Here is a 21,087-nt window from a genome sequence, read left to right as displayed (position 1 = left end):
GCCGCGGCCCTCAGACCGCGGCGCGGTGCACCCCCGCCACCGCGCGGCCGGACGGATCGGCGGCGGCGGCGAAGGCCGGGTCCCAGGCGATCGCCGCCGGCGACGAACAGGCGATCGACTTGCCGCCCGGCACCGTGCGCGCGCAGGCCTCGCCGGGGAACTCGCGCTCGAACAGTTCGCGGTACCAGCAGGCCTCGTGGGTTTGCGGCGGATTCACCGGGAAGCGCGCCGACGCCGCGGCCAGGCGCGCGTCGTCGACCATGGCCGCGGCATGCGCCTTCAGTCCGTCGATCCAGCCATAGCCCACGCCATCGCTGAACTGCTCCTTCTGCCGCCAGAGGATGGCCTCCGGCAGCGCGCCCGCGAAGGCCTCGCGCAGCACCGCCTTCTCGATGCGCCCGGGGCCGGCCATCTTCGCCGCGGCATCCATCGCCATCGCCACGTCGAGGAATTCCAGGTCGAGGAACGGCACCCGCGCCTCCACGCCCCAGGCCATCATCGCCTTGTTGGCGCGCGCGCAGTCGAACAGGTGCAGCGCGTCGAGCTTGCGCACGCATTCCTCGTGGAAACTTCGGGCATCCGGCGCCTTGTGGAAATAGAGGTAGCCGCCGAAGACCTCGTCCGCGCCCTCGCCGCTGAGCACCATCTTCACGCCCATCGCCCGGATGCGCCGCGCCAGCAGGTACATCGGGGTGGCGGCGCGGATCGTGGTCACGTCATAGGTCTCGACGTGGCGGATCACCTCCGGCACCGCGTCCAGGCCTTCCTGCAGCGTGTAGGTGAAACCGTGGTGCACCGTGCCCAGCGCCCGCGCCGCGATCTCGGCGGCCGCCAGGTCGGGCGAGCCCGGCAGGCCGATCGCGAACGAGTGCAGGCGCGGGTACCAGGCCTCGGCGCGGTCGTCGTCCTCGACCCGCCGCCGCGCGAAGCGCGCCGCGCAGGCCGCCACCAGCGAGGAATCCAGGCCGCCGCTGAGCAGCACGCCGTAGGGCACGTCGGTCATCAGCTGGCGGTGCACCGCCCGCTCCAGCGCCTCGCGCAGCTCGGCCGGCGCCACGGTGGCGCCCAGGGTGGCGTCGTGGTCGCGCCACGCCCGCGCGTGGAAGCGGACCAGCGCGCCGGTGGCGCTGTCGAACACGTGCCCCGGCGGGAACACCGCGACGTCCGCGCAATGCCGCGCAAGCGCCTTCATCTCCGACGCCACCCACAGCCGGCCGTCGCCGTCGTGGCCCCAGTACAGCGGGCAGACGCCCATCGGGTCGCGCGCCACGACGACGCGCCCGGCGTCGGCATCCCAGAGCGCGAAGGCAAAAATGCCGTTGAGCCGCGCGATGCCCGCGGTGCCGGACTCCCTGTACAGCGCGTTGATCACCTCGCAGTCGGAGCCTGACTGGAAGTCGTAGGGCATCGCCAGGCCGCACGCCAGCTCGCGGTGGTTGTAGATCTCGCCGTTCACCGCCAGGGCCAGCCCGCCATCGGCCGATCGCAAGGGCTGGGCGCCGCCGGCCGGGTCGACGATGGCCAGGCGCTCGTGCACCAGCAGGCAGCGCGGCTCGGCGAACACGCCGGACCAGTCGGGACCGCGGTGGCGCTGGCGCGCGGACAGGGACAGCGCCAGCGGCCGCAGATGACGCAGGTCGGCGCCGGGGCGCAGGTCGAACACACCGAGTATCGAACACATGGGACGGGCTCCTGGTTGGTTTTTGGCGACGCAAACGGAAACGGCCCGCACTTCGTCAGTGCGGGCCGTCGTGGACTGGGGGGGCTGGGGTTAGCTAGCGCGCCAAGTCGTCGACCCGCGGACGGGGACGATTGTTGTTATTGGCGTTGTTGGCGTTCACGCAGGCCGGCGCGACCCGGGTCGGATCGGTGCTTCGGGCGATGGCGACGCGGCAGGACATGGGCCATCCTAGGCACGGTCTCCCTTCGCAAGCAACCCACGCCATGCGCAAAGCCGTCCGGATCCTTTCCCGCCTGCTCATCGTCCTGCTGCTCCTGGGGCTGGTCGCGGCGGGCGTGGCGTGGTGGCTGGCGCGCGGCAGCCTGGCCACCCTCGAGGGCGAGCTTTCGCTCGGGGGCCTCTCGGCGCCGGCGTCGGTGACCCGCGACGCGCTCGGCATCGCCACCGTGGAGGCGGCGAACGAAGCGGATGCCGCGCGCGCGCTGGGCTTCCTGCATGCGCAGGAGCGCTACTTCGAGATGGACCTGCTGCGACGTTCGGCGGCCGGCGAGCTGTCGGCGCTGTTCGGTCCGCTGGCGCTCGAGCGCGACAAGGAAGTGCGCGTGCATCGCCTGCGCGCGCGCGTGGACGAGTCGCTGCGGCAGATCGCCGGCGACCGCCTGCCGGTGCTCGAGGCCTACCGCGACGGCGTCAACGCCGGCCTGCTGGCGCTCGATCGCAAGCCCTGGCCCTACTACCTGCTGCAGGCCGAACCCGAGCCCTGGACCGTGCCCGACATCGCGCTGGTCGGCTACGCGATGTTCTTCGACCTGCAGGACGAAACCAATTCGCGCGAACTGGCGCTGTGGCGCATCCGCGAGGTGGTGCCGGCGCCGCTCTACGAACTCATCGCCACCGACGGCAGCGAGTGGGACGCGCCGCTGGTCGGCGCGGCGCGCGGCAATGCCGTGCTGCCCGGCGCCGACGTGCTCGACCTGCGCACGCTGCCGATGCCCGGCGAGGGCAGCGGCTTCGAGGTCTCCGAACCGGCCGCGCCCGGCAGCAACAACTTCGCGGTCGCCGGCTCGCGCACCGCCGATGGCCGCGCCATCGTCGCCAACGACATGCACCTGGGCCTGCGCGCGCCCAACCTGTGGTTCCGCGCGCGCATGAAGTACCCGGACGCGCGCGCGCCGGGCGGGCAGGTCGACGTCAGCGGCTTCACCCTGCCCGGCATCCCGGCGGTGATCGTGGGCAGCAACACGCACGTGGCCTGGGGCTTCACCAACAGCTATGGCGACTGGCTCGACTTCTACCGCGTCGAGTTCACCGACGAAGACAAACTCAAGTACCGCGTGCCGGGCGGCATCGCCGCGCTGCGCGTGGCCAGCGAATGGATCCAGGTGAAGGGCGGCGACCCGGTCGAGCTCAAGGTGCGCGAGACGCGCTGGGGCCCGATCACGCGCGAGCTCGACGACGGCAGCGCGCTGGCGCTGCGCTGGACCGCGCAGTTGCCCGGCTCGCTCAACTTCGGGCTGGCCGACCTGGCCTGGGCCGGCAACCTCGACCAGGGCCTGGCCGTGGCCGATACCGCCGGCATCCCGGCACAGAACCTGATGATGGCCGACCGCAACGGCCGCATCGCCTGGCGCCTGACCGCGCAGATGCCCGAGCGCACGGGCAACTGCGCGCCACGGACGCCGCTGCGGGTCGCCGATGCCTGCCGCTGGGCCGGCTGGCTGCCGTCCACCGAGAACCCCAGCGTGGTGGACCCTGCCGACGGCGTGCTGTGGACTGCCAACGCGCGCGTCGTCGATGGCGAGGCGCTGGCCCTGGTCGGCGACGCCGGCTATGCCAACGGCGCCCGCGCGAAGCAGATCCGCGACTTCCTGCGCGAAAAGCCGGTGCTCGCGGAACAGGACCTGCTGGCGCTGCAGATGGACGACCGCGCGCTCTTCCTCGCGCGCTGGCATGAACTACTCGTGGATGAAGCCGCTCGCAGCGGCAATGAAGACCTTCGGGCGATCGCCGCCGCATCGGCGGACTGGAACGGCCGCGCCAGCGTCGACAGCGCCGGCTACCGCCTCGTGCGCGGCTGGCGCCTGGCCGTGGTCGAGCGCATCCAGAACGGATTGACGGCACCGGCGCAGGCGGCGCTGGGCGAGGACTTCGTGATGCCCGACCTGCCGCAAATGGAGTCGGTGGCCTGGCCGCTGCTGCAGTCGCGGCCCGCGCACCTGCTGCCCCGCCGCTTCGAAAGCTGGGACGCGCTGCTGGCCGACGCCGCGCGCGAGCTGCGCGGCCAGCTCGAGGCCGACGGCCCGCTGGCCGAGCGCCGCTGGGGCGAGCGCAACACTGCGCGCATCTGCCACCCGCTGGCCGGCGCCCTGCCCGGCCTGCTGCGCGGCCCGCTGTGCATGCCGGCCGAACCGCTGCGCGGCGACGGCCACATGCCGCTGGTGCAGTCGCCCGGCTTCGGCGCGAGCCAGCGCATGGTGGTCTCGCCCGGCCGCGAGGCCGAAGGCTACGGGCACATGCCGGGCGGCCAGAGCGGGCACCCGCTGTCGCCGTTCTGGGGCGCCGGCCACGCGGCCTGGGTCCGGGGCGAGCCAACCCCCTTCCTGCCGGGGGCGCCGGCCCATCGCCTCACCCTCCGGCCGGCCGTGTCCGCCCCGGAAATGTGAACAAGTTCACATTTTGATGAAGGAAAGCTGACAGGCGTCACGAATTGGGCCATAAACGGTCCACTGCCCGGCAGGCTCCGCCGGCGCAGCGACGGGTGGATCGCCGTCAGGGGGAGCGATTCGCCTCACCGACTTCTTCGTACGGCGAGGTGGATTCACATGCAGTTCCTGATCGTTCTGTTGACGCAGTGGCGTCGCGCCATGCTCGCCCGCCAGGCCGCCGCCGTGCGCCAGGCCGTGCTGGCGATGAACGCCGAGCAGCGCAAGCAAACCACCGACCTCACGCTCGCCGAGATCCAGGCCGCCGCGCGCCTGCCGATGCCGCACCTGCACGGCGACAGCGAAGCCACGCCTTACCGCCCCTGGACGCCGGTCGCCGCCGTGGCCGCGGCGCGCGCGAAGGATCGCTCGATCCAGCTGCGCCAGCGCAGCATCGCGCTCTGGCTGGCCGTGGTTTACCACGAGACCCGCGGCACCCCGAACGAGGGCCTGATGGCCGTGCACCGCGAGGTGCTGGGCATCCTGCGCGAACTCAAGGACCACAAGCCGACCGTGGCGACCGAACAAGCCTGGTTCAACCAGGCCGCCTGAGCATGGGAGGGCGGTAAGCGGAGGTCAGCGGGACAGCAGTCGCTCGGCGATGGCTCGGTAAAGCGCGGGGAGGCGCTCGAGCTCGGCCACGGCGACGCGCTCGTCGACCTTGTGGATGGTGGCGTTCACCGGCCCCACTTCCACCACCTCGGCGCCCAGGGGCGCGATGAAGCGGGCATCCGAGGTGCCGCCGCCGGTGTTTTCGTCCGGCGTCGTGCCGCACTGCTCCACCAGCACCGCGCGAACGGCCGCACGCAGGCGACCTTCGCGGGTCAGGAAGGGTTCGCCGCCGCGGTGCCAGCGCAGGTCGTACTGCAGGCCGTGGCGGTCGAGCACCGCGTGCACTTCCCGCTCCAAGTCCCCGGCGCTCCAGCCCGGGTTGTAGCGGAAGTTGAACAGCACCTCGCAGTGCCCCGGGATCACGTTGTTGGCGCCGGTGCCGGCGTGGATGTTCGAGACCTGGAAGCTCGACGCGGGGAACTCCGGGTAGCCCTCGTCCCAGCGCCGCGCCGTGAGTTCGGCCAGGGCCGGCATCGCCTGGTGGATCGGGTTGCGGGCTTTTTCCGGGTAGGCCACGTGGCCCTGGATGCCGTGCACCGTGAGCGTGCCCGAGAGCGTGCCGCGGCGGCCGACGCGCAGCAGGTCTCCCAGCACGTCCTTCGAGGACGGCTCGCCGGTGACGCAGAAGTCGATGCGGCGGCCGGTGGCGCGGAAATGCTCGGCGACCTTGCGCACGCCGTCGATGGCGTCGCCCTCTTCGTCCGAGGTGAGCAGCAGCGCCACCGTGCCCGGATGGCCGGGGTTCGCGGCCACGAACTGCTCGAGCGCCAGCACGAAGGCAGCCACGCTGCCCTTCATGTCGGCGGCGCCGCGGCCGTACAGGTAGCCGTCGCGCACCGTCGGCGTGAACGGATCGCTGGCCCAGGCCTCGCGCGGACCCGGCGGCACCACGTCGGTGTGGCCGAGGAAGCACAGCACCTCGCCACCCTCGCCGTGGCTGGCCCAGAGGTTCTTGACCGCGCCGAAGTCGATCTGCTCGCAGCGGAAGCCCGCGCGCGCCAGCCGTTCGGAAATCATCGCCTGGCAGCCGGCGTCGTCGGGGGTGACCGACGGCCGCGCGATCAGGTCCTGGGTGAGGGCCAGCACGTCGCTCATTTCTTGATCCCGAACCGAAGCTTCCAGCCGTTGTCGGTGAATCCTACGCTGACGGTGCCGTCGTCGGTCACCAGCACCGGGCGCTTGATCAGCGCCGGGTGTTCCTTGAGAAGCAGCGTCCACTCCGGGTCCGAGGCCGGCGACTTGCGCGCCTCCGGCAGCTGCCGCCAGGTGGTGGACGCCTTGTTGATCAGTTTGTCCCAGCCGCCCAGCTGCGCGGCCCAAGCCTTGAGCGTCTCCGGCGGCACGCGGTTCGCCCGGTAGTCGGTGAACTCGTGCGCCAGCTCGAAGCGCTTGAGCCAGTTGCGCGCCTTCTTGCAGGTATCGCAGTTGTCGAGGCCGTAGACCGTGGTCATTCCACCGCGCCCCGCAGCAGCTCGTTCACCGAGGTCTTCGCGCGCGTCTTGGCGTCCACCTGCTTCACGATCACCGCGCAGTAAAGCGAGTACTTGCCGTCGGCCGAGGGCAGCGAGCCCGAGACCACCACGCTGCCGGCCGGCACGCGGCCGTAGCTGATCTCGCCGGTGGCGCGGTTGTAGATGCGGGTGCTCTGGCCGATGAACACGCCCATGCCGATCACGCTGCCCTTCTCCACCACCACGCCCTCGACCACTTCGGCGCGGGCGCCGATGAAGCAGTCGTCCTCGATGATGGTCGGGCTGGCCTGCAGCGGTTCGAGCACGCCGCCGATGCCGGCGCCGCCCGAGAGGTGGCAGTTCTTGCCGATCTGCGCGCAGCTGCCGACGGTGGCCCAGGTGTCGACCATGGTGCCGGCGCCGACGTGGGCGCCGATGTTCACGAAGCTCGGCATCAGCACCACGTCCTTGCCGATGTGGGCGCCGGCGCGGACGATCGCGCCCGGCACCACGCGCGCGCCCAGCTTCTGGAAGTCGCCTTCGTCGAAGCCCTCGAAGCGCAGCGGCACCTTGTCCCAGAACGGCGCCGGGTAGCTTTCCACCAGCTGCATGTCGTTGACGCGGAAGTAGAGCAGCACGGCCTTCTTCAGCCACTGGTTCACTTCCCAGCCTTTGCCGGCCGGCACCGCGACGCGGGCCTTGCCGGATTCCAGCAGCGCGATCGCCTCTTCCACCGCCGGGCGGGTGGAGCCCTCGATCTCGGCGGCGCTCAGGGTGGCGCGGCGCTCGAACGCGTCCTCGATGATCGCCTGCAGCTGCTCAAGGGCGGGCTTCTTTCTTGCCATGGTCCGTCTCTCCGTCGACGCAGGCCACGATGGCCTGGCTCAGCTTGTCCAACAGGGCCTGGTCCTCGACGGCGCGGTCGCGCTCGTCGGTGAGCAGGAAGAAATCCTCGACCTTCTCGCCGAAGGTGGCGATGCGGGCGTCGTGCACGCGCAGGCGGTGCTGGCGCAGCACCTGGGCCACGCCGGCCAGCAGCCCGGGCTGGTCGGTGCAGACCAGGCTCATGCGGGTGCGGCGGCCGTCGGCCACGGTGTCGAAGGCGACGCGCGCCGGCACCCGGAAGTGGCGAAGCTGCCGCGGCGCGGCGCGGCGCACCGGGCGCACGCGCGCGGGGTCGCGCAGCGCGGCCTTGATCGCCGCCACCACCGCGTCGGCCTCGGGCGCGATGCCCTGCGGCGCGATCAGCTGGAAGGTGTCGAGCGCGTGGCCGTCGCTGGAGTTGAGCACGCGCGCCTCGAGCACGTTCAGGCCGAGGCGGTCGAGCGTGGCCACCAGCGCCGCGAACAGGCCGTCGCGGTCGAGCGCGCGCACGAACACCTCGAGCCCGCCCGCCTGCAGGTGCGGACGCACCAGCACCACGGTGTCGCCGGCATCGGATTCGGCGATGCCGCGGGTCTGCCAGGCGATCTGCTCGGGCCGGTAGCGCAGGAAGCCCACGTCCGGGTACGCCGCCCAGATCGCCTGCACCGTGGCCTCGTCCAGGCCTTCGCCCAGCAGCCGCTCCATCGCCTTGGCGCGGGTCTCGGCCATGATCTCGTTGGCGTGCACCGGGTTTTCCAGGCCGCGGCGCAGCGCGAAGCGCGTGGCCGAGTACAGGTCGGCCAGCAGCCGGTCCTTCCACGCGTTCCAGAGCTTGGGGCTGGTGCCGGCGATGTCGGCGCAGGTCAGCAGGTACAGGTAGTCGAGGTGCTCGCGGTCGGCGACCTTGTTGGCGAAGCGCGCGACGACCTCGGGATCCGAGATGTCCTGGCGCTGCGCCGTCACCGACATCAGCAGGTGCTGCTCGACCAGCCAGGCCACCAGGTCGCCGTCGGCGGCGGGCAGCGCGTGCACCGCGGCGAACTCGCGCGCGTCCACCGCGCCCAGTTCGGAATGGTCGCCGCCGCGGCCCTTGGCGATGTCGTGGAACAGCCCCGCGAGCAGCAGCAGGTGCGGCTTGCGCAGGCGCGGCAGCACCTCGTGCGCGATCGCGAAGCGCTCGTCGGCGCGGCGCGCGAAGCCGTCCATGTGCGCCAGCACGGTGAGCGTGTGCTGGTCGACCGTGTAGACATGGAACAGGTCGTACTGCATGCGCCCCGAGACCCTGCCGAACGCCGGCAGGTAACGTGCCAGCACGCCCAGCCGGGCCATGCGCGTGAGCGTGGCGACGGCCTGGGGCGATTCCAGCAGCGCCATGAACTGCTGGCGCACTTCGGGCGGCTGCTCGTCGCAGGGCTTGATGGCCGCCAGCGACTCGCCCAGCGCGCGCGCCGTTTCCGAATGCAGGCCGCGGGCCTGCGGCGCCTGGTCCCAGGCCGCGAACAGTTCGAACATCGGCGCCGCGCCCTCGCGCAGCCGCGCCGGCGCGCGCATCGCCAGGTAGCCGTGGCGCAGCTCGTAGCCCTCGGCCACCGGCACCGGCGATTCCTCGCCGGAGAGCTGCTCCTCGAAGCGCTGCAGCAGGCGGTCGTTGATCCGCATCACCGTGGCGGCGCTGCGGAAGAAGGCCTGCATCATCTGTTCGACCGCGAGGTTGTCGCGGTGCTCGTCCTTCAGGCCGAGCATCGCCGCCAGCGTCTTCTGGTGGTCGAAGCCCAGGCGCTCCTCGCGCCGCCCGGCCAGCAGGTGCAGGCCGAAGCGCAGCCGCGCGAGCTGGCGCCATTCGCGCTCGAGGCTGGCGCATTCGTCCTCGCCGAGCAGGCCCAGCGGCACCAGCGCGCGCAGGCCCGGCACGCCGTAAAGGCGCATGCCCATCCAGGTCACGGTCTGCAGGTCGCGCAGGCCGCCCGGGCCTTCCTTGAGGTTGGGCTCGAGGTTGTGGGCGGTGTCGTGGAAGCGGGCGTGGCGGGCGCGCTGCTCCTCGCGCTTGGCGGCGAAGTACGCGGCCGGCGGCCACAGCACGCCCGGTGCCAGGGCGGCGGCCAGCGTCGCGGGCGCGCCTGCGTCGCCGGCCAGCGCGCGGCACTCCATCAGCGAGGTCAGCACGGTGATGTCCTCGCGCCCGGCCTCGACGCACTGCGCCAGCGAGCGCACCGCCTGGCTGGTGGCCAGCCCGGCGTCCCAGAGCAGGGAGAAGAAGCGGCCGATCGCGGCCTCGTGCGCCTTCTGCGCGGCGGGCTCGCCGAGCACCAGCAGGTCGATGTCGGACTGGGGATAGAGCTCGGCGCGGCCGTAGCCGCCGGTGGCCAGCAGCTGCAGCGGCGCGCCGGGCGGCAGGCAGCGGGACCAGGCCGAGACGACCACGGTGTCGCTGGCCTCGCAGCACAGGCCGACCAGGCGGTCGATCGCCTCGCCGGCCTCGAAGCGGCGGCGCAGGTCGGCGCGCCGGGCGGCCAGGCCGGCCTTGGCAGCCTCGCGCCAGGCGGCGTCATCGGCCGCCGCGGCAAGGGCCGCGGCCAGCGGGGGTTCGGGCGTGGGGACGGCGCTCACCGGCCGGCCCCGGTCACAGCTCGTTGTCGTCGCCGGGCAGGCGGGTCAGGATCTCGACGCCGTCGTCGGTGACGGCCACCGTGTGCTCCCACTGGGCCGACAGCGACTTGTCGCGGGTGACCACGGTCCAGCCGTCGCCGAGCAGCTTGGTGTGGCGGCTGCCCTCGTTGATCATCGGCTCGATGGTGAAGGTCATGCCCTTCTGCAGCACGATGCCGGACATCGGCTGGCCGTAGTGCAGCACCTGCGGATCCTCGTGGTAGATCTGGCCGATGCCGTGGCCGCAGTACTCGCGCACCACCGAGAAGCGCTCGCCCTCGGCGTACTTCTGGATGGCATGGCCGATGTCGCCCAGGGTGGCGCCCGGCTTGACCACGCGGATGCCGCGGAACATGGCCTCGCGGGTCACCTCGACCAGGCGCCGGGCCTTGATGCTGGGCTCGCCGACGAAATACATGCGGCTGGTGTCGCCGTGCCAGCCGTCCTTGATGACGGTGACGTCGATGTTGATGATGTCGCCGTCCTTGAGGACCTTGGACTCGCTCGGGATGCCGTGGCAGATGACGTTGTTGACCGAGGTGCAGACCGTGGCCGGGAAGCCCTTGTAGCCGACGTTGGCCGGGATGGCCTTCTGGACGTCGACGATGTGGTCGTGGCAGATCCGGTCCAGCTCGGCCGTGGTCACCCCCGGCTTCACGTGGGGGGCGACGACCTGCAGCACCTCGGCGGCCAGGCGGCCGGCGACGCGCATGCGCTCGATGTCTTCGGGGCTCTTCAGGGTGATCCTCATGGGCCGGGATTATCCATTACTTGCGGGGGGTTAGGCCAGCGGGCTATACTCCCGCGGCTCGAAACGGCCCGTTCCCCCAACGGCACGGCCCGCCCTCGAACCGCCCACGCCGGGCGTCACCGGTGAATACACACACCAGGCCATCCCCCGTCCCGGGGTGCCTCGGGACTTCCCGAGGTTCGAGACGGCCGCCTGGTGGAGGCCCAACCCCGGAGCTCCGAAGCCGCCAGCGTGCGGCCGGCTCCCTGTCGTGAAAGGAAATTCGCAATGTCCCAGGTCACCATGCGCCAGATGCTGGAAGCCGGCGTGCACTTCGGCCACCAGACCCGCTACTGGAACCCCAAGATGGGCCCGTACATCTTCGGCGCCCGCGGCAAGATCCACATCATCAACCTCGAGAAGACCCTCCCGCTTTTCACCGACGCGATGAACTTCATCTCGGGCATCGCCCAGAAGCGCGGCACCGTGCTGTTCGTCGGCACCAAGCGCTCGGCGCGCGAGTCCATCAAGGAAGAAGCCATCCGCTGCAACATGCCCTACATGAGCATGCGCTGGCTGGGCGGCACCCTGACCAACTTCGCCACCGTGAAGAAGTCGGTCGCCCGCCTGAAGGAACTCGAGGCCGCCGAGACCGACGGCACGTTCGAGAAGCTGGTCAAGCATGAGGTGCTGACCCTGCGCCGCGAGCGCGACAAGCTGGAAGCCTCGCTGGGCGGCATCAAGGAAATGAACCGCCTGCCGGACGCGCTGTTCGTGATCGACATCGGCCACGAGAACATCGCCGTGCAGGAAGCCAAGAAGCTCGGCATCCCGGTCATCGCCGTGGTCGACACCAACTACGACCCCAACCTCGTCGACTACCCGATCCCGGGCAACGACGACGCCATCCGCGCCGTGCAGCTGTACGTCCGCGCCGCGGCCGACGCCGTGCTCGAGGGCAAGGCCGCCTCGCCGCAGGCGCACGTCGCCGCCGACGAGTTCGTCGAGCTCGACGCCGAGGGCAACCCGGTCGCCAAGGAGGACAAGAAGGCCGCCCCGCGTGGTCCGCGTCCGCCGCGCGACGACGCCAAGCGCGCCCCGCGCGCGCCCCGCGCCGCCAAGTAAGTCACCGCGGCGTCATGCCGCGGCGCCAGAGTGCGCCGCGGCACCTGTTCCGGCCGAGGCGACCCCGCGTCGCCGCGGCTCCCACTGATTCTGGAGAACCCCATGGAAATCACCGCATCCCTGGTCAAGGACCTGCGCGAGCGCACCGGCGCCGGCATGATGGAGTGCAAGAAGGCGCTCACCGAGAACGCCGGCAACATCGACGCCGCCGCCGAGTGGCTGCGCAAGTCGGGCCTGGCCAAGGCCGACAAGAAGGCCGACCGCGTCGCCGCCGAGGGCCGCATCGTGGCCGCGCAGGACGGCGGCAAGGCCGTGCTGGTCGAGGTCAACTCCGAGACCGACTTCGTGGCCAAGGACGACAACTTCCTGGCCTTTACCGCCGCCGTCGCGCAGGCCGCGCTGGCCTCGGGCGCCGCTGACGCGGAAGCCCTGAAGTCGGCCAAGCTCGCCTCGGGCGAGACGGTCGAGGAAGGCCGCGCCGCGGTCATCGCCAAGGTCGGCGAGAAGGTGGACGTGCGCCGCCTGGCCCGTGTCGACACCACGAACCACGTCGCCGCCTACATCCACGGCGGCCGCATCGGCGTGCTGGTCGAGCTCAAGGGCGGCGACGCCGAGCTGGCCCGCGGCATCGCCATGCACGTGGCGGCGATGAACCCGCCGTACAACAAGGCGGCCGACGTGCCGGCCGACTTCCTGGCCAAGGAAAAGGAAATCGAGCTGGCCAAGATGTCCGACAAGGACCGCGCCAAGCCGGCCGAGATCCTCGAGAAGATCATCGGCGGCAAGGTCGCCAAGATCGTCAACGAGGTCACCCTCTACGGCCAGCCGTACGTGCTCAACACCGACCTGTCGGTCGAGGCCACCCTGAAGGCCGCCGGCGCCGAAGTCATCGGCTTCCAGCGCCTGGCCGTCGGCGAAGGCATCGAGAAGGTCGTCGAGGACTACGCCGCCGAGGTCGCCAAGGCGATGGCGGTCTAAAGGACCTCCGCTCCACGAAAAACCCGGCCCCGGCCGGGTTTTTTTTTGCGCCCCGGACTGCACTTGCACGGCCGGCGGTGGAGCCAAGCGAAGCCAGACGCGGATTAAAGCGGATAAACGCGGATAGAGCAGAAGCTGGGATTGGACGTCGGCCAGGACCACCTGTTCTTGCTTCTCCCCCGATCGCTTTTGCGCTATCCGCGTTTATCCGCGTTAATCCGCGTCAAAAAACAAAAGCATCGGGACTGAAGTCCCTCCCACAGGGAGCGGATCGGCTAGAATCTGCGCGTTTGCCTGTCCCCGGAGAGACCCATGAGCACCGCCCCCCTCAAGTACCGCCGCATCCTGCTCAAGCTGTCCGGCGAGGCACTGATGGGGAACGTGGATTACGGCATCGACCCGGTGGTGATCAGCGACCTGGCGGCCGAGATCGTCGCGGTGCAGCGCGCCGGCGCCGAAGTGGGCCTGGTGATCGGCGGCGGCAACATCTTCCGCGGCGCCGGCCTGGCCGCCGCCGGCATGGACCGCGTCACCGGCGACCACATGGGCATGCTGGCCACCGTGATCAACGCGCTGGCCATGGCCGATGCGCTCGAGAAGCAGGGCGGCTTCGCCCGCGTGATGAGCGCCATCAAGATCAACGAGGTCTGCGAAGACTACATCCGCCGCCGCGCCATCCGGCACATGGAGAAGGGCCGCATCGCCCTGTTCGCGGCCGGCACCGGCAACCCCTTCTTCACCACCGACTCGGCCGCGGCCCTGCGCGCCAGCGAGATCGGCGCCGACCTGCTGCTCAAGGCCACCAAGGTCGACGGCATCTACGACGCCGACCCGAAGAAGAACCCGGGCGCGAAGAAGTTCGACCGCCTGAGCTACGACGAGGTCATCGCCCGCAACCTGCAGGTCATGGACACCGCCGCCTTCGCCCTGTGCCGCGACAACCAGGTGCCCCTGCGCATCTACGACATGATGCAGCCCGGCGCCCTGATGCGGATCCTCCGGGGCGAGGACCTGGGCACCCTGGTCTGCGCCTGAACCACCGGCCCCCTGCCCGCCTATAATGCCCGACTGCCCAGATCCGACGCGGAGCCCCAGATGCTGAACGACATCAAGAAAGACGCCACCACCCGCATGGCCAAGAGCGTGGACGGCTTCCGCCAGGAGCTCACCAAGCTGCGCACCGGCCGCGCCACCACCGCCCTGGTCGACCACCTGAAGGTGAACTACTACGGCTCGGACATGCCGCTGTCGCAGGTGGCCACGGTGTCGGTCGCCGACGCGCGCTCGCTGCTGATCACGCCCTGGGAGAAGGGGATGGTCGCCGCGGTCGAGAAGGCCATCCTGTCCTCCGACCTGGGCCTGAACCCGAATACCGCCGGCACCGCCATCCGCATCAACCTGCCGCCGCTGACCGAGGAGCGCCGCAAGGAGCTCTCCAAGCACGTGCATGCCGAGGGCGAGAATTCGAAGGTCGCCATCCGCAACATCCGCCGCGACGCGATCCAGCACGTCAAGGAACTGCTGAAGGAAAAGCAGGTCACCGAGGACGACGCCCGCCGCGCCGAGGACGAGATCCAGAAGCTCACCGACAAGCACGTCAAGGACGTGGACGACGTGGTGAAGGCCAAGGAACAGGAACTGATGGCGGTCTGAGCCACGCCGCCCGAATGTCCGCCGCCCCGCCCGCCGCGCGCCTGCCCCGCCACCTCGCCGTCATCATGGACGGCAACGGGCGCTGGGCCGAGCGTCGCCAGCGCCCGCGCACCCTCGGCCACCGCGCCGGGGCCAAGGCCGTGCAGGTCTGCGTCGACTACTGCCTGGACCGCGGCATCGAGGCCCTCACCCTGTTCGCCTTCTCCAGCGAGAACTGGAACCGGCCGCAGGAGGAAGTGGGCGCGCTGATGAAGCTGTTCCTGCGCATGCTCGACTCCGAGGTGGACGAGCTGCACCGCCGCGGCGTGCGCGTCGCCTTCATCGGCGAGCGCGCGCAGTTCCCCGAGGCGATCCGCACCCGGATGGCGCAGGCCGAAGCGGCCGCGCCGGCCCAGCCGCGCCTGGTGCTGACGATCGCCGCCGGCTACGGCGGCCGCTGGGACATCGCCCAGGCCTGCCGCCACCTGGCGGCCGAGGCCGCCGCCGGCCGGCTTGACCCCGACCACATCGACGAGGCCCTCGTCGGCCGCCACGTCGGCCTGGCGGACCTGCCCGCCCCCGATCTCTTCATCCGCACCGGCGGCGACCTGCGCATCAGCAACTTCCTGCTGTGGCAGCTGGCCTACACCGAGCTGTGGTTCACCGAAACCCTCTGGCCCGACCTCGATCGCACGGTGCTGGATGCCGCCCTCGCCGACTTCGCCGACCGCGAACGTCGCTTCGGCCTGACCAGTGCCCAGGTGGCCGGGAGCAACGCATGAGCCGCCGCCAGCGCATCACCACCGCCCTGATCCTGGCGCCGCTGCCGATCCTGGCGCTGCTGTTCCTGCCCACGCCCTGGCTGGCGGCGCTGGTCGCCGCGGTGATGCTGGCCGGCCTGTGGGAATGGACCGCCTTCGCCGGCATCGAGGACAAGACCCCGCGCATCCTGTTCCTGACCGCGAACGCGCTGATGATGGCGGCCCTGGTCTGGGGCGGCGGGCCGAGCCTGTTCACGCTCAAGCTGGTCGGCCTGGTCGGCGTGGCCTGGTGGGGCCTGGTCTGCCTGTGGCTGGCGCGCCCGGGCTTTGGCACCGGCGACAGCCAGCGCGCCCGCGGCCTGAAGCTGCTCGCCGGCAGCCTGTGCGTGGTGCCGGCCTGGTGCGCGCTGGGCTGGCTGCACTCCGAGGGCGACTTCGGCCCGCGCTGGACCCTGTTCGCGGTGCTGCTGGTGTGGGCCGCGGACAGCGGCGCCTACTTCGCCGGCTCGCGCTGGGGCCGGCGCAAGCTGGCGCCGGCGATCAGCCCGGGCAAGACCTGGGAAGGCGTCTGGGGCGGCCTGGCCGCCAGCGCGCTGCTGGCGGTGCCGGCGCTGCCGCTGCTGGGCCTGGGCTGGTCCTCGCTGCCGGCGCTGGTCCTGCTGACCGTGCTGACGGCGGCGATCTCGGTGGTCGGCGACCTGTTCGAGAGCCTGATGAAGCGGCACTCGGGCGTGAAGGACTCCGGCGCGCTCTTCCCCGGCCACGGCGGCCTGATGGACCGGCTCGACAGCCTGCTGGCCGCGCTGCCGGTGTTCGTGGTGGGCAAGGCATGGCTGGGCCTCTGAAGACGATCGCGCTGCTGGGAGCCACCGGTTCGATCGGCGGCTCCACCCTCGACGTCGTCGCGCGGCACCCCGGGCGCTTCCGGATCGGTGCGCTCAGCGCCCATTCCCGGGTCGATGAACTGCTGGCGCTGTGCGCGCGGTTCCGCCCCGAAGCCGCGGTGATCACCGACCCGGCCGGCTACGACGCGCTGCGCGAGGGCCTGCGCGCGCTGGGCCTGCCCACGCGCGCGCTGGCAGGGCCGGCGGCGCTGGACGAGGTCGCGGCCGACCCGGCCAACGACACCGTGGTGGCCGCCATCGTCGGCGCCGCCGGCGTCGCCTCCACCCTGGCCGCGGCCCGCGCCGGCAAGCGCCTGCTGCTGGCCAACAAGGAATCGGTGGTGCTGGCCGGCGACCTGCTGATGCAGGCCGTCGCCGAAGGCGGCGCCACCCTGCTGCCGGTGGACAGCGAGCACAACGCCATCTTCCAGTGCCTGCCCGCCGACGGTGGCCGCGGCGGCGTGCGCCGCCTGCTGCTCACGGCCTCCGGCGGTCCCTTCCGCGGCCGCAGCCGCGACTCGCTGGCCACGGTCACGCCCGACCAGGCCTGCGCGCACCCGAACTGGGTCATGGGCCGCAAGATCTCGGTCGATTCCGCCACCCTGATGAACAAGGGCCTGGAGGTGATCGAGGCGCGGCACCTGTTCGGCCTGCCGGCCGACCGCATCGAAGTGGTGGTGCACCCGCAGAGCGTCATCCATTCGCTGGTGGACTACGTGGACGGCTCGGTGCTGGCCCAGCTCGGCAACCCGGACATGCGCACCGCCATTGCCTATGGCCTGGCCTGGCCCGAGCGCATCGATTCGGGCGTGGCACCGCTGGACCTCGCGGCGCTGGCGCGCTTCGATTTCGAGGCGCCCGACCTCGCCGCCTTCCCCTGCCTGGCGCTGGCTTTCCGCGCGCTGGAGGCCGGCGGCACTGCGCCCGCGGTGCTGAACGCGGCCAACGAAATCGCCGTTTCAGCCTTTCTTCAGGGCGAACTGGGTTTCCTAGGCATTCCCGACCTCATCCAGGCCTGCCTCGACGCCATGCCCGCATCGCCCGCCGGCTCCCTGGACGACCTGATGGCCACCGACGCCGAAGCCCGGCGCCTGGCCCGCGGGCTCGTCGCCCGCGGGGGCGCGCGATGACCGAATTCTTCGGCTCGATCTGGTGGCTGATCGTCAGCCTCGGCATCCTCGTCACCTTCCATGAGTTCGGCCACTACTGGGTGGCGCGCCGCTGCGGCGTGCGCGTGCTGCGCTTCTCGGTCGGCTTCGGCAGGCCGCTCTGGACCCGGCGCGGCAAGGACGGCACCGAGTACGTGGTGGCCATGCTGCCGCTGGGCGGCTACGTGAAGATGCTCGACGAGCGCGAGGTCGAAGTCGCCCCGCACGAGCGCCACGAGAGCTTCAACGCCAAGTCGGTCTGGCAGCGCATCGCCATCGTCGCGGCCGGGCCGGTGGCCAACCTGCTGCTGTGCATCGCCCTGCTCTGGCTGATGTTCGTGATCGGCAAACCCGACGCCGTGCCCGAGCTCGGGCGGGTCGAGGGCATCGCCGCCGAGGCCGGGTTCCAGCCGGGCGACCGCCTGCTGGCCGTGGGCGAACGCGAGACGCCGACCTGGACCGATGCCGGCATCGCCCTGTCCACCGCCATCATGGACCGCGAGGCCACCCCGGTCCGCGTCCGCACCGCCGAGGGCCGAGAGGCCGTCCGCCAGCTGCCGCTGGACCGCCCGGGCCAGGCCCTGCGCGAGGAACAGCCGTTCGAGGACCTGGGCTTCATGCTGCGCTTCCCGCCCGTGGTGGGCGGCATCCAGCCCGGCGGCGCCGCCGAGGGCCGGCTGCAGGTCGGCGACCGCATCGTCTCGATCGAGGGCGAAGCCCTGCTCGGCTACGACCAGATCGGCCCGGCGCTGCAGCGCCTGTCGGCCCCGGGCCGCACCCTGGACCTGGTGGTCGAGCGCGGCGGCCAGCGCGTGGCCGTGCCGGTGGACCCCCGCCTGGTCGGCGAGGGCGAGGCCGCCACCTGGATCCTCGGCATCCTGGCCGCGGCGCCGGAACAGGACGCGCTGCTGCGCTACAACCCGCTCCGGGCGGTCCCGGCGGCCCTGGCCCAGACCGGCCAGATGGCCTCGGACGTGGCCGGCATGCTCTGGCGGATGGTCACCGGCAAGGCCTCGCTGCAGAACATCTCGGGCCCGATCACCATCGCCCGCGTCGCCCACGGCAGCGCCAGCCTGGGCCCGGCCTGGTTCCTGAACTTCCTCGCGATCCTGTCCCTGAGCCTGTGCATCATGAACCTGCTGCCCATCCCGGTCTTGGATGGCGGGCACCTGCTGTATTACCTTATCGAGCTGGTCAAGGGCAGCCCGGTCGGCGAGCGTGCGCTCGTGGCGGGCCAGTACATCGGCTTGGCCATGCTGGCCAGCCTCATGGGACTGGCCTTCTACAACGACATTCTCCGGCTCGGTTCCTGACCCCACCCCTTTCGCGGGCGCCCTTGCGCCCGCCGCCAACGGATTGATGATGACGCGACCCATTGCTCGCCGCTGCCTCCTGAGCCTCGCGCTCGCCGCCGCCCTCGCCGGGCCGGTGCAGGCGCAGAACCAGCCCGCCTTCACGGTCTCCGACATCCGCGTCGAGGGGCTGCAGCGCATCTCCGCCGGCACGGTGTTCACCTACCTGCCGGTCGAGAAGGGCGACACCCTCGACCGCAGCAGCTCGGCCGAGGCGATCCGCGCCCTGTTCCAGACCGGCTTCTTCAGCGACGTCCGGCTCGAGCGCCAGGGCGACATCCTGGTCGTGGTGGTCACCGAGCGGCCGGCCATCAACACCATCACCCTGACCGGCAACAAGGACATCAAGTCCGAGGACCTGCTGGCCGGCCTGCGCAACATCGGCCTGGCCGAGGGCGAGACCTACAACCCGCTGGCCCTGGACCGCGTCACCCAGGAGCTGATCCGCCAGTACAACAACCGCGGCAAGTACAACGCCTCGATCACCCCGTCGGTGGCCAACCTCGACCGCAACCGCGTCGACATCACGATCACCGTGGTCGAGGGCAAGGCCTCGCGCATCAGCGACATCAACATCGTCGGCAACGAGGCCTACCCCGAGTACGAGATCCGCAAGGGCTGGGAATCGGGCACCACCAACTGGCTGTCCTGGTACCGTCGCGACGACCAGTACTCGCGCGAGAAGCTCTCGGGCGACCTCGAGAAGCTGACCAACTTCTACCTCGACCGCGGCTACGTCGACTTCAACGTCGAATCCACCCAGGTCGCGATCAGCCCCGAGAAACGCAACATCTTCGTCACCGCGAACATCGCCGAGGGCGAGGTCTACACCATCTCCTCCACCAAGGTCTCGGGCGACACCATCCTGCCGATCGAGGACATCGAGAAGCTGGTCATCCTCAAGGAGGGCGACACCTTCTCGCGCCGCCTGGTCGAGCTGACCACCGACGCCGTCATCGCCACCCTGGGCAACATCGGCTATGCCTTCGCCCAGGTGAACCCGGTGCCGGACATCGACCGCGAGAAGCGCACGATCGGCATCAACTTCTTCGTCGACCCGGGCCCGCGCGTGCAGGTCCGCCGCATCACCTTCAAGGGCAACGTCGGCACCTCCGACGAGGTCATGCGCCGCGAGATGCGCCAGTTCGAGGGCGCGTGGTTCTCGCAGGCCGCGATCGACCGTTCGAAGATCCGCCTGCAGCGCCTGGGCTTCTTCGAGGAAATCGACATCGAGACCCCGGAGGTCGCGGGCCAGCCGGACCAGGTCGACCTCGTCGTCAACGTCAAGGAGCGCAACTCGGGCCAGTTCACCTTCGGCCTGGGCTACCAGCAGAACTTCGGCCTGGTGACCACCATCCAGCTGGTGCAGAACAACTTCCTGGGCACCGGCAACCGCGTCAGCCTGTCGGCGCAGAACAACAGCTTCTCCAACCAGTTCTCGCTCGGCTTCACCGACCCGTACTTCACCGACGACGGCGTCAGCCTGGGCTACAACCTCAGCTACAGCGACTACAGCTACTCGAACCGCGACGCCAACCTGGCGCAGTTCGACAACGCCGTGGCCGCCGGCGAAGTGATCCTGGGCATCCCGCTGACCGAGACCGACAGCATCAGCATGTCGCTCGGCATCGACCGCAACCAGATCAGCACCGACGACTTCGCCACCCCGCCGCTGCTGATCGACTACCTGGTCGACGCGCTCGGCGACCGCGCGCGCTTCCCGCAGTTCCACGTGCCCGACGACACCGATCCCAACACCCCGATCGAGAACGACGACGCCGACCCGACCACCACCGACCCGCTGACCCTGGGCCCGAACCGGCGCTGGAACGTCAACGCCTGGCGCCTGAAGACCGGCTGGCAGCGCGACTCCCGCAACGACTTCCTGATGCCGACCCGCGGCACGCTGCACCGCATCGGCGCCGAGTTCGTGCTGCCGGGCAGCGACCTCGAGTACTACCGCCTCACCTACGTATTCGAGAACTACCGCCTGCTCAAGCCCTGGCTGGGCCTCAAGTCGGCGCTCGACGTCGGCTACGGCGACAGCTACGGCGTCACCAAGGACCGCAACTGCCGCGTCTACGACGACTTCGGCAACATCGTCACCGGCGCCACCCAGCAGTGCGGCATGCCGTTCTTCAGCAACTACTACGCCGGCGGCCCGAGCTCGGTGCGCGGCTTCGAGATCAACACCATCGGCCCGTTCTACCGGTTCACCGACACCTTCCGCCAGCCGATCGGCGGTCCGTTCAAGACCGTGGGCACCTTCGAGTTCTTCTTCCCGACCCTGTTCGACAACCGCAGCACGCGACTGTCGGCCTTCCTCGACTACGGCAACATCTACAACGGCGTCGACGAGTGGGAAGCCAAGACCCTGCGCATCTCGACCGGCCTGGCCGTGCAGTGGCAGTCGCCGATGGGCCCGATCTCGATCAGCTACGCACTGCCGCTGCAGCGCGAACGCACCGACCAGGTCGAGCGCCTGCAGTTCACCTTCGGCGGCCAGTTCTAAGGCGGCCGC

The 21,087-nt window shown here is 70.7% G+C and carries 17 protein-coding genes and 1 pseudogene; 11 read left to right on the top strand and 7 right to left on the bottom strand.

Going from position 1 to position 21,087, the window contains the following annotated elements; translation table 11 throughout:
* Positions 1 to 10 precede the first annotated feature (10 nt).
* Positions 11 to 1,681 carry an asparagine synthase B gene (gene asnB / locus N787_RS06565; RefSeq protein WP_034211888.1) on the bottom strand — a complete coding sequence of 557 codons (1,671 nt, stop codon included), beginning with the start codon at positions 1,679 to 1,681 and terminating at the stop codon, positions 11 to 13.
* Between the two features lie 94 nt (positions 1,682 to 1,775).
* Positions 1,776 to 1,901, bottom strand: a complete 126-nt coding sequence (locus N787_RS15415; RefSeq protein WP_281174062.1) for a hypothetical protein — start codon at positions 1,899 to 1,901, stop codon at positions 1,776 to 1,778.
* A gap of 43 nt (positions 1,902 to 1,944) precedes the next feature.
* On the opposite strand from N787_RS15415, the gene N787_RS06560 reads away from it, so the two are divergent.
* Complete coding sequence (locus N787_RS06560; protein WP_034211887.1) at positions 1,945 to 4,344, top strand: penicillin acylase family protein; 2,400 nt, start codon at positions 1,945 to 1,947, stop codon at positions 4,342 to 4,344.
* Positions 4,345 to 4,503: 159 nt separating this feature from the next.
* Entirely contained in the window at positions 4,504 to 4,935 is a 432-nt protein-coding gene (locus N787_RS06555; protein WP_034211886.1) for a hypothetical protein, read from the top strand.
* A gap of 24 nt (positions 4,936 to 4,959) precedes the next feature.
* On the opposite strand, the gene dapE is transcribed toward N787_RS06555, so the two are convergent.
* From dapE to map, 5 genes and pseudogenes are all read right to left on the bottom strand, one after another.
* On the bottom strand, positions 4,960 to 6,090 hold the full coding sequence (gene dapE / locus N787_RS06550) for a succinyl-diaminopimelate desuccinylase (RefSeq protein ID WP_034211885.1): 1,131 nt from the start codon (positions 6,088 to 6,090) through the stop codon (positions 4,960 to 4,962).
* On the bottom strand, positions 6,087 to 6,446 hold the full coding sequence (locus tag N787_RS06545) for a Spx/MgsR family RNA polymerase-binding regulatory protein (protein ID WP_034211884.1): 360 nt from the start codon (positions 6,444 to 6,446) through the stop codon (positions 6,087 to 6,089). Before N787_RS06545 ends, dapE begins: the two co-directional genes overlap by 4 nt.
* Positions 6,443 to 7,294, bottom strand: a pseudogene (dapD, locus tag N787_RS06540) (2,3,4,5-tetrahydropyridine-2,6-dicarboxylate N-succinyltransferase); the annotation flags it as partial. The pseudogene dapD and the gene N787_RS06545, both read right to left, overlap by 4 nt.
* Complete coding sequence (gene glnD, locus N787_RS06535) at positions 7,266 to 9,917, bottom strand: [protein-PII] uridylyltransferase (RefSeq protein WP_245593980.1); 2,652 nt, start codon at positions 9,915 to 9,917, stop codon at positions 7,266 to 7,268. The gene glnD and the pseudogene dapD, both read right to left, overlap by 29 nt.
* 13 nt (positions 9,918 to 9,930) lie before the next feature.
* The gene (map, locus tag N787_RS06530; RefSeq protein ID WP_034211882.1) at positions 9,931 to 10,707 is read right to left on the bottom strand and encodes a type I methionyl aminopeptidase; all 777 of its coding nucleotides are present in this window, start codon (positions 10,705 to 10,707) and stop codon (positions 9,931 to 9,933) included.
* 267 nt (positions 10,708 to 10,974) lie between these two features.
* Between map and rpsB the strand changes: the two genes are divergently transcribed.
* From rpsB to bamA, 9 genes are all read left to right on the top strand, one after another.
* Positions 10,975 to 11,811: a 30S ribosomal protein S2 gene (rpsB, locus tag N787_RS06525; RefSeq protein ID WP_052575210.1), complete on the top strand. Its 837-nt coding sequence runs from the start codon at positions 10,975 to 10,977 to the stop codon at positions 11,809 to 11,811.
* Positions 11,812 to 11,913: 102 nt separating this feature from the next.
* Complete coding sequence (gene tsf, locus N787_RS06520; protein WP_034211881.1) at positions 11,914 to 12,789, top strand: translation elongation factor Ts; 876 nt, start codon at positions 11,914 to 11,916, stop codon at positions 12,787 to 12,789.
* Positions 12,790 to 13,101: 312 nt separating this feature from the next.
* Positions 13,102 to 13,824, top strand: coding sequence for a UMP kinase (gene pyrH, locus N787_RS06515; RefSeq protein ID WP_034211880.1), 723 nt, complete (start codon positions 13,102 to 13,104; stop codon positions 13,822 to 13,824).
* A gap of 60 nt (positions 13,825 to 13,884) precedes the next feature.
* Positions 13,885 to 14,442 carry a ribosome recycling factor gene (gene frr / locus N787_RS06510; RefSeq protein ID WP_034211878.1) on the top strand — a complete coding sequence of 186 codons (558 nt, stop codon included), beginning with the start codon at positions 13,885 to 13,887 and terminating at the stop codon, positions 14,440 to 14,442.
* Positions 14,443 to 14,456: 14 nt separating this feature from the next.
* Positions 14,457 to 15,203: a polyprenyl diphosphate synthase gene (gene uppS, locus N787_RS06505; protein ID WP_034211876.1), complete on the top strand. Its 747-nt coding sequence runs from the start codon at positions 14,457 to 14,459 to the stop codon at positions 15,201 to 15,203.
* Positions 15,200 to 16,027: a phosphatidate cytidylyltransferase gene (locus N787_RS06500; protein WP_034211874.1), complete on the top strand. Its 828-nt coding sequence runs from the start codon at positions 15,200 to 15,202 to the stop codon at positions 16,025 to 16,027. Before uppS ends, N787_RS06500 begins: the two co-directional genes overlap by 4 nt.
* Positions 16,012 to 17,196, top strand: a complete 1,185-nt coding sequence (locus N787_RS06495; RefSeq protein ID WP_034211871.1) for a 1-deoxy-D-xylulose-5-phosphate reductoisomerase — start codon at positions 16,012 to 16,014, stop codon at positions 17,194 to 17,196. The genes N787_RS06500 and N787_RS06495 overlap by 16 nt, the downstream gene beginning before the upstream one ends.
* A complete protein-coding gene (rseP, locus tag N787_RS06490) occupies positions 17,193 to 18,527 on the top strand; it encodes an RIP metalloprotease RseP (protein WP_034211868.1) in 1,335 nt (444 codons plus the stop codon). The genes N787_RS06495 and rseP overlap by 4 nt, the downstream gene beginning before the upstream one ends.
* A 49-nt stretch (positions 18,528 to 18,576) precedes the next feature.
* Positions 18,577 to 21,078, top strand: a complete 2,502-nt coding sequence (gene bamA, locus N787_RS06485) for an outer membrane protein assembly factor BamA (RefSeq protein ID WP_034211865.1) — start codon at positions 18,577 to 18,579, stop codon at positions 21,076 to 21,078.
* Positions 21,079 to 21,087: the final 9 nt, after the last annotated feature.

The organism is Arenimonas metalli CF5-1 (assembly GCF_000747155.1).
Lineage (GTDB): Bacteria > Pseudomonadota > Gammaproteobacteria > Xanthomonadales > Xanthomonadaceae > Arenimonas > Arenimonas metalli.
Note: the sequence above shows the minus strand (reverse complement) of the source record. Positions and strands in the feature narration are given on the sequence as shown.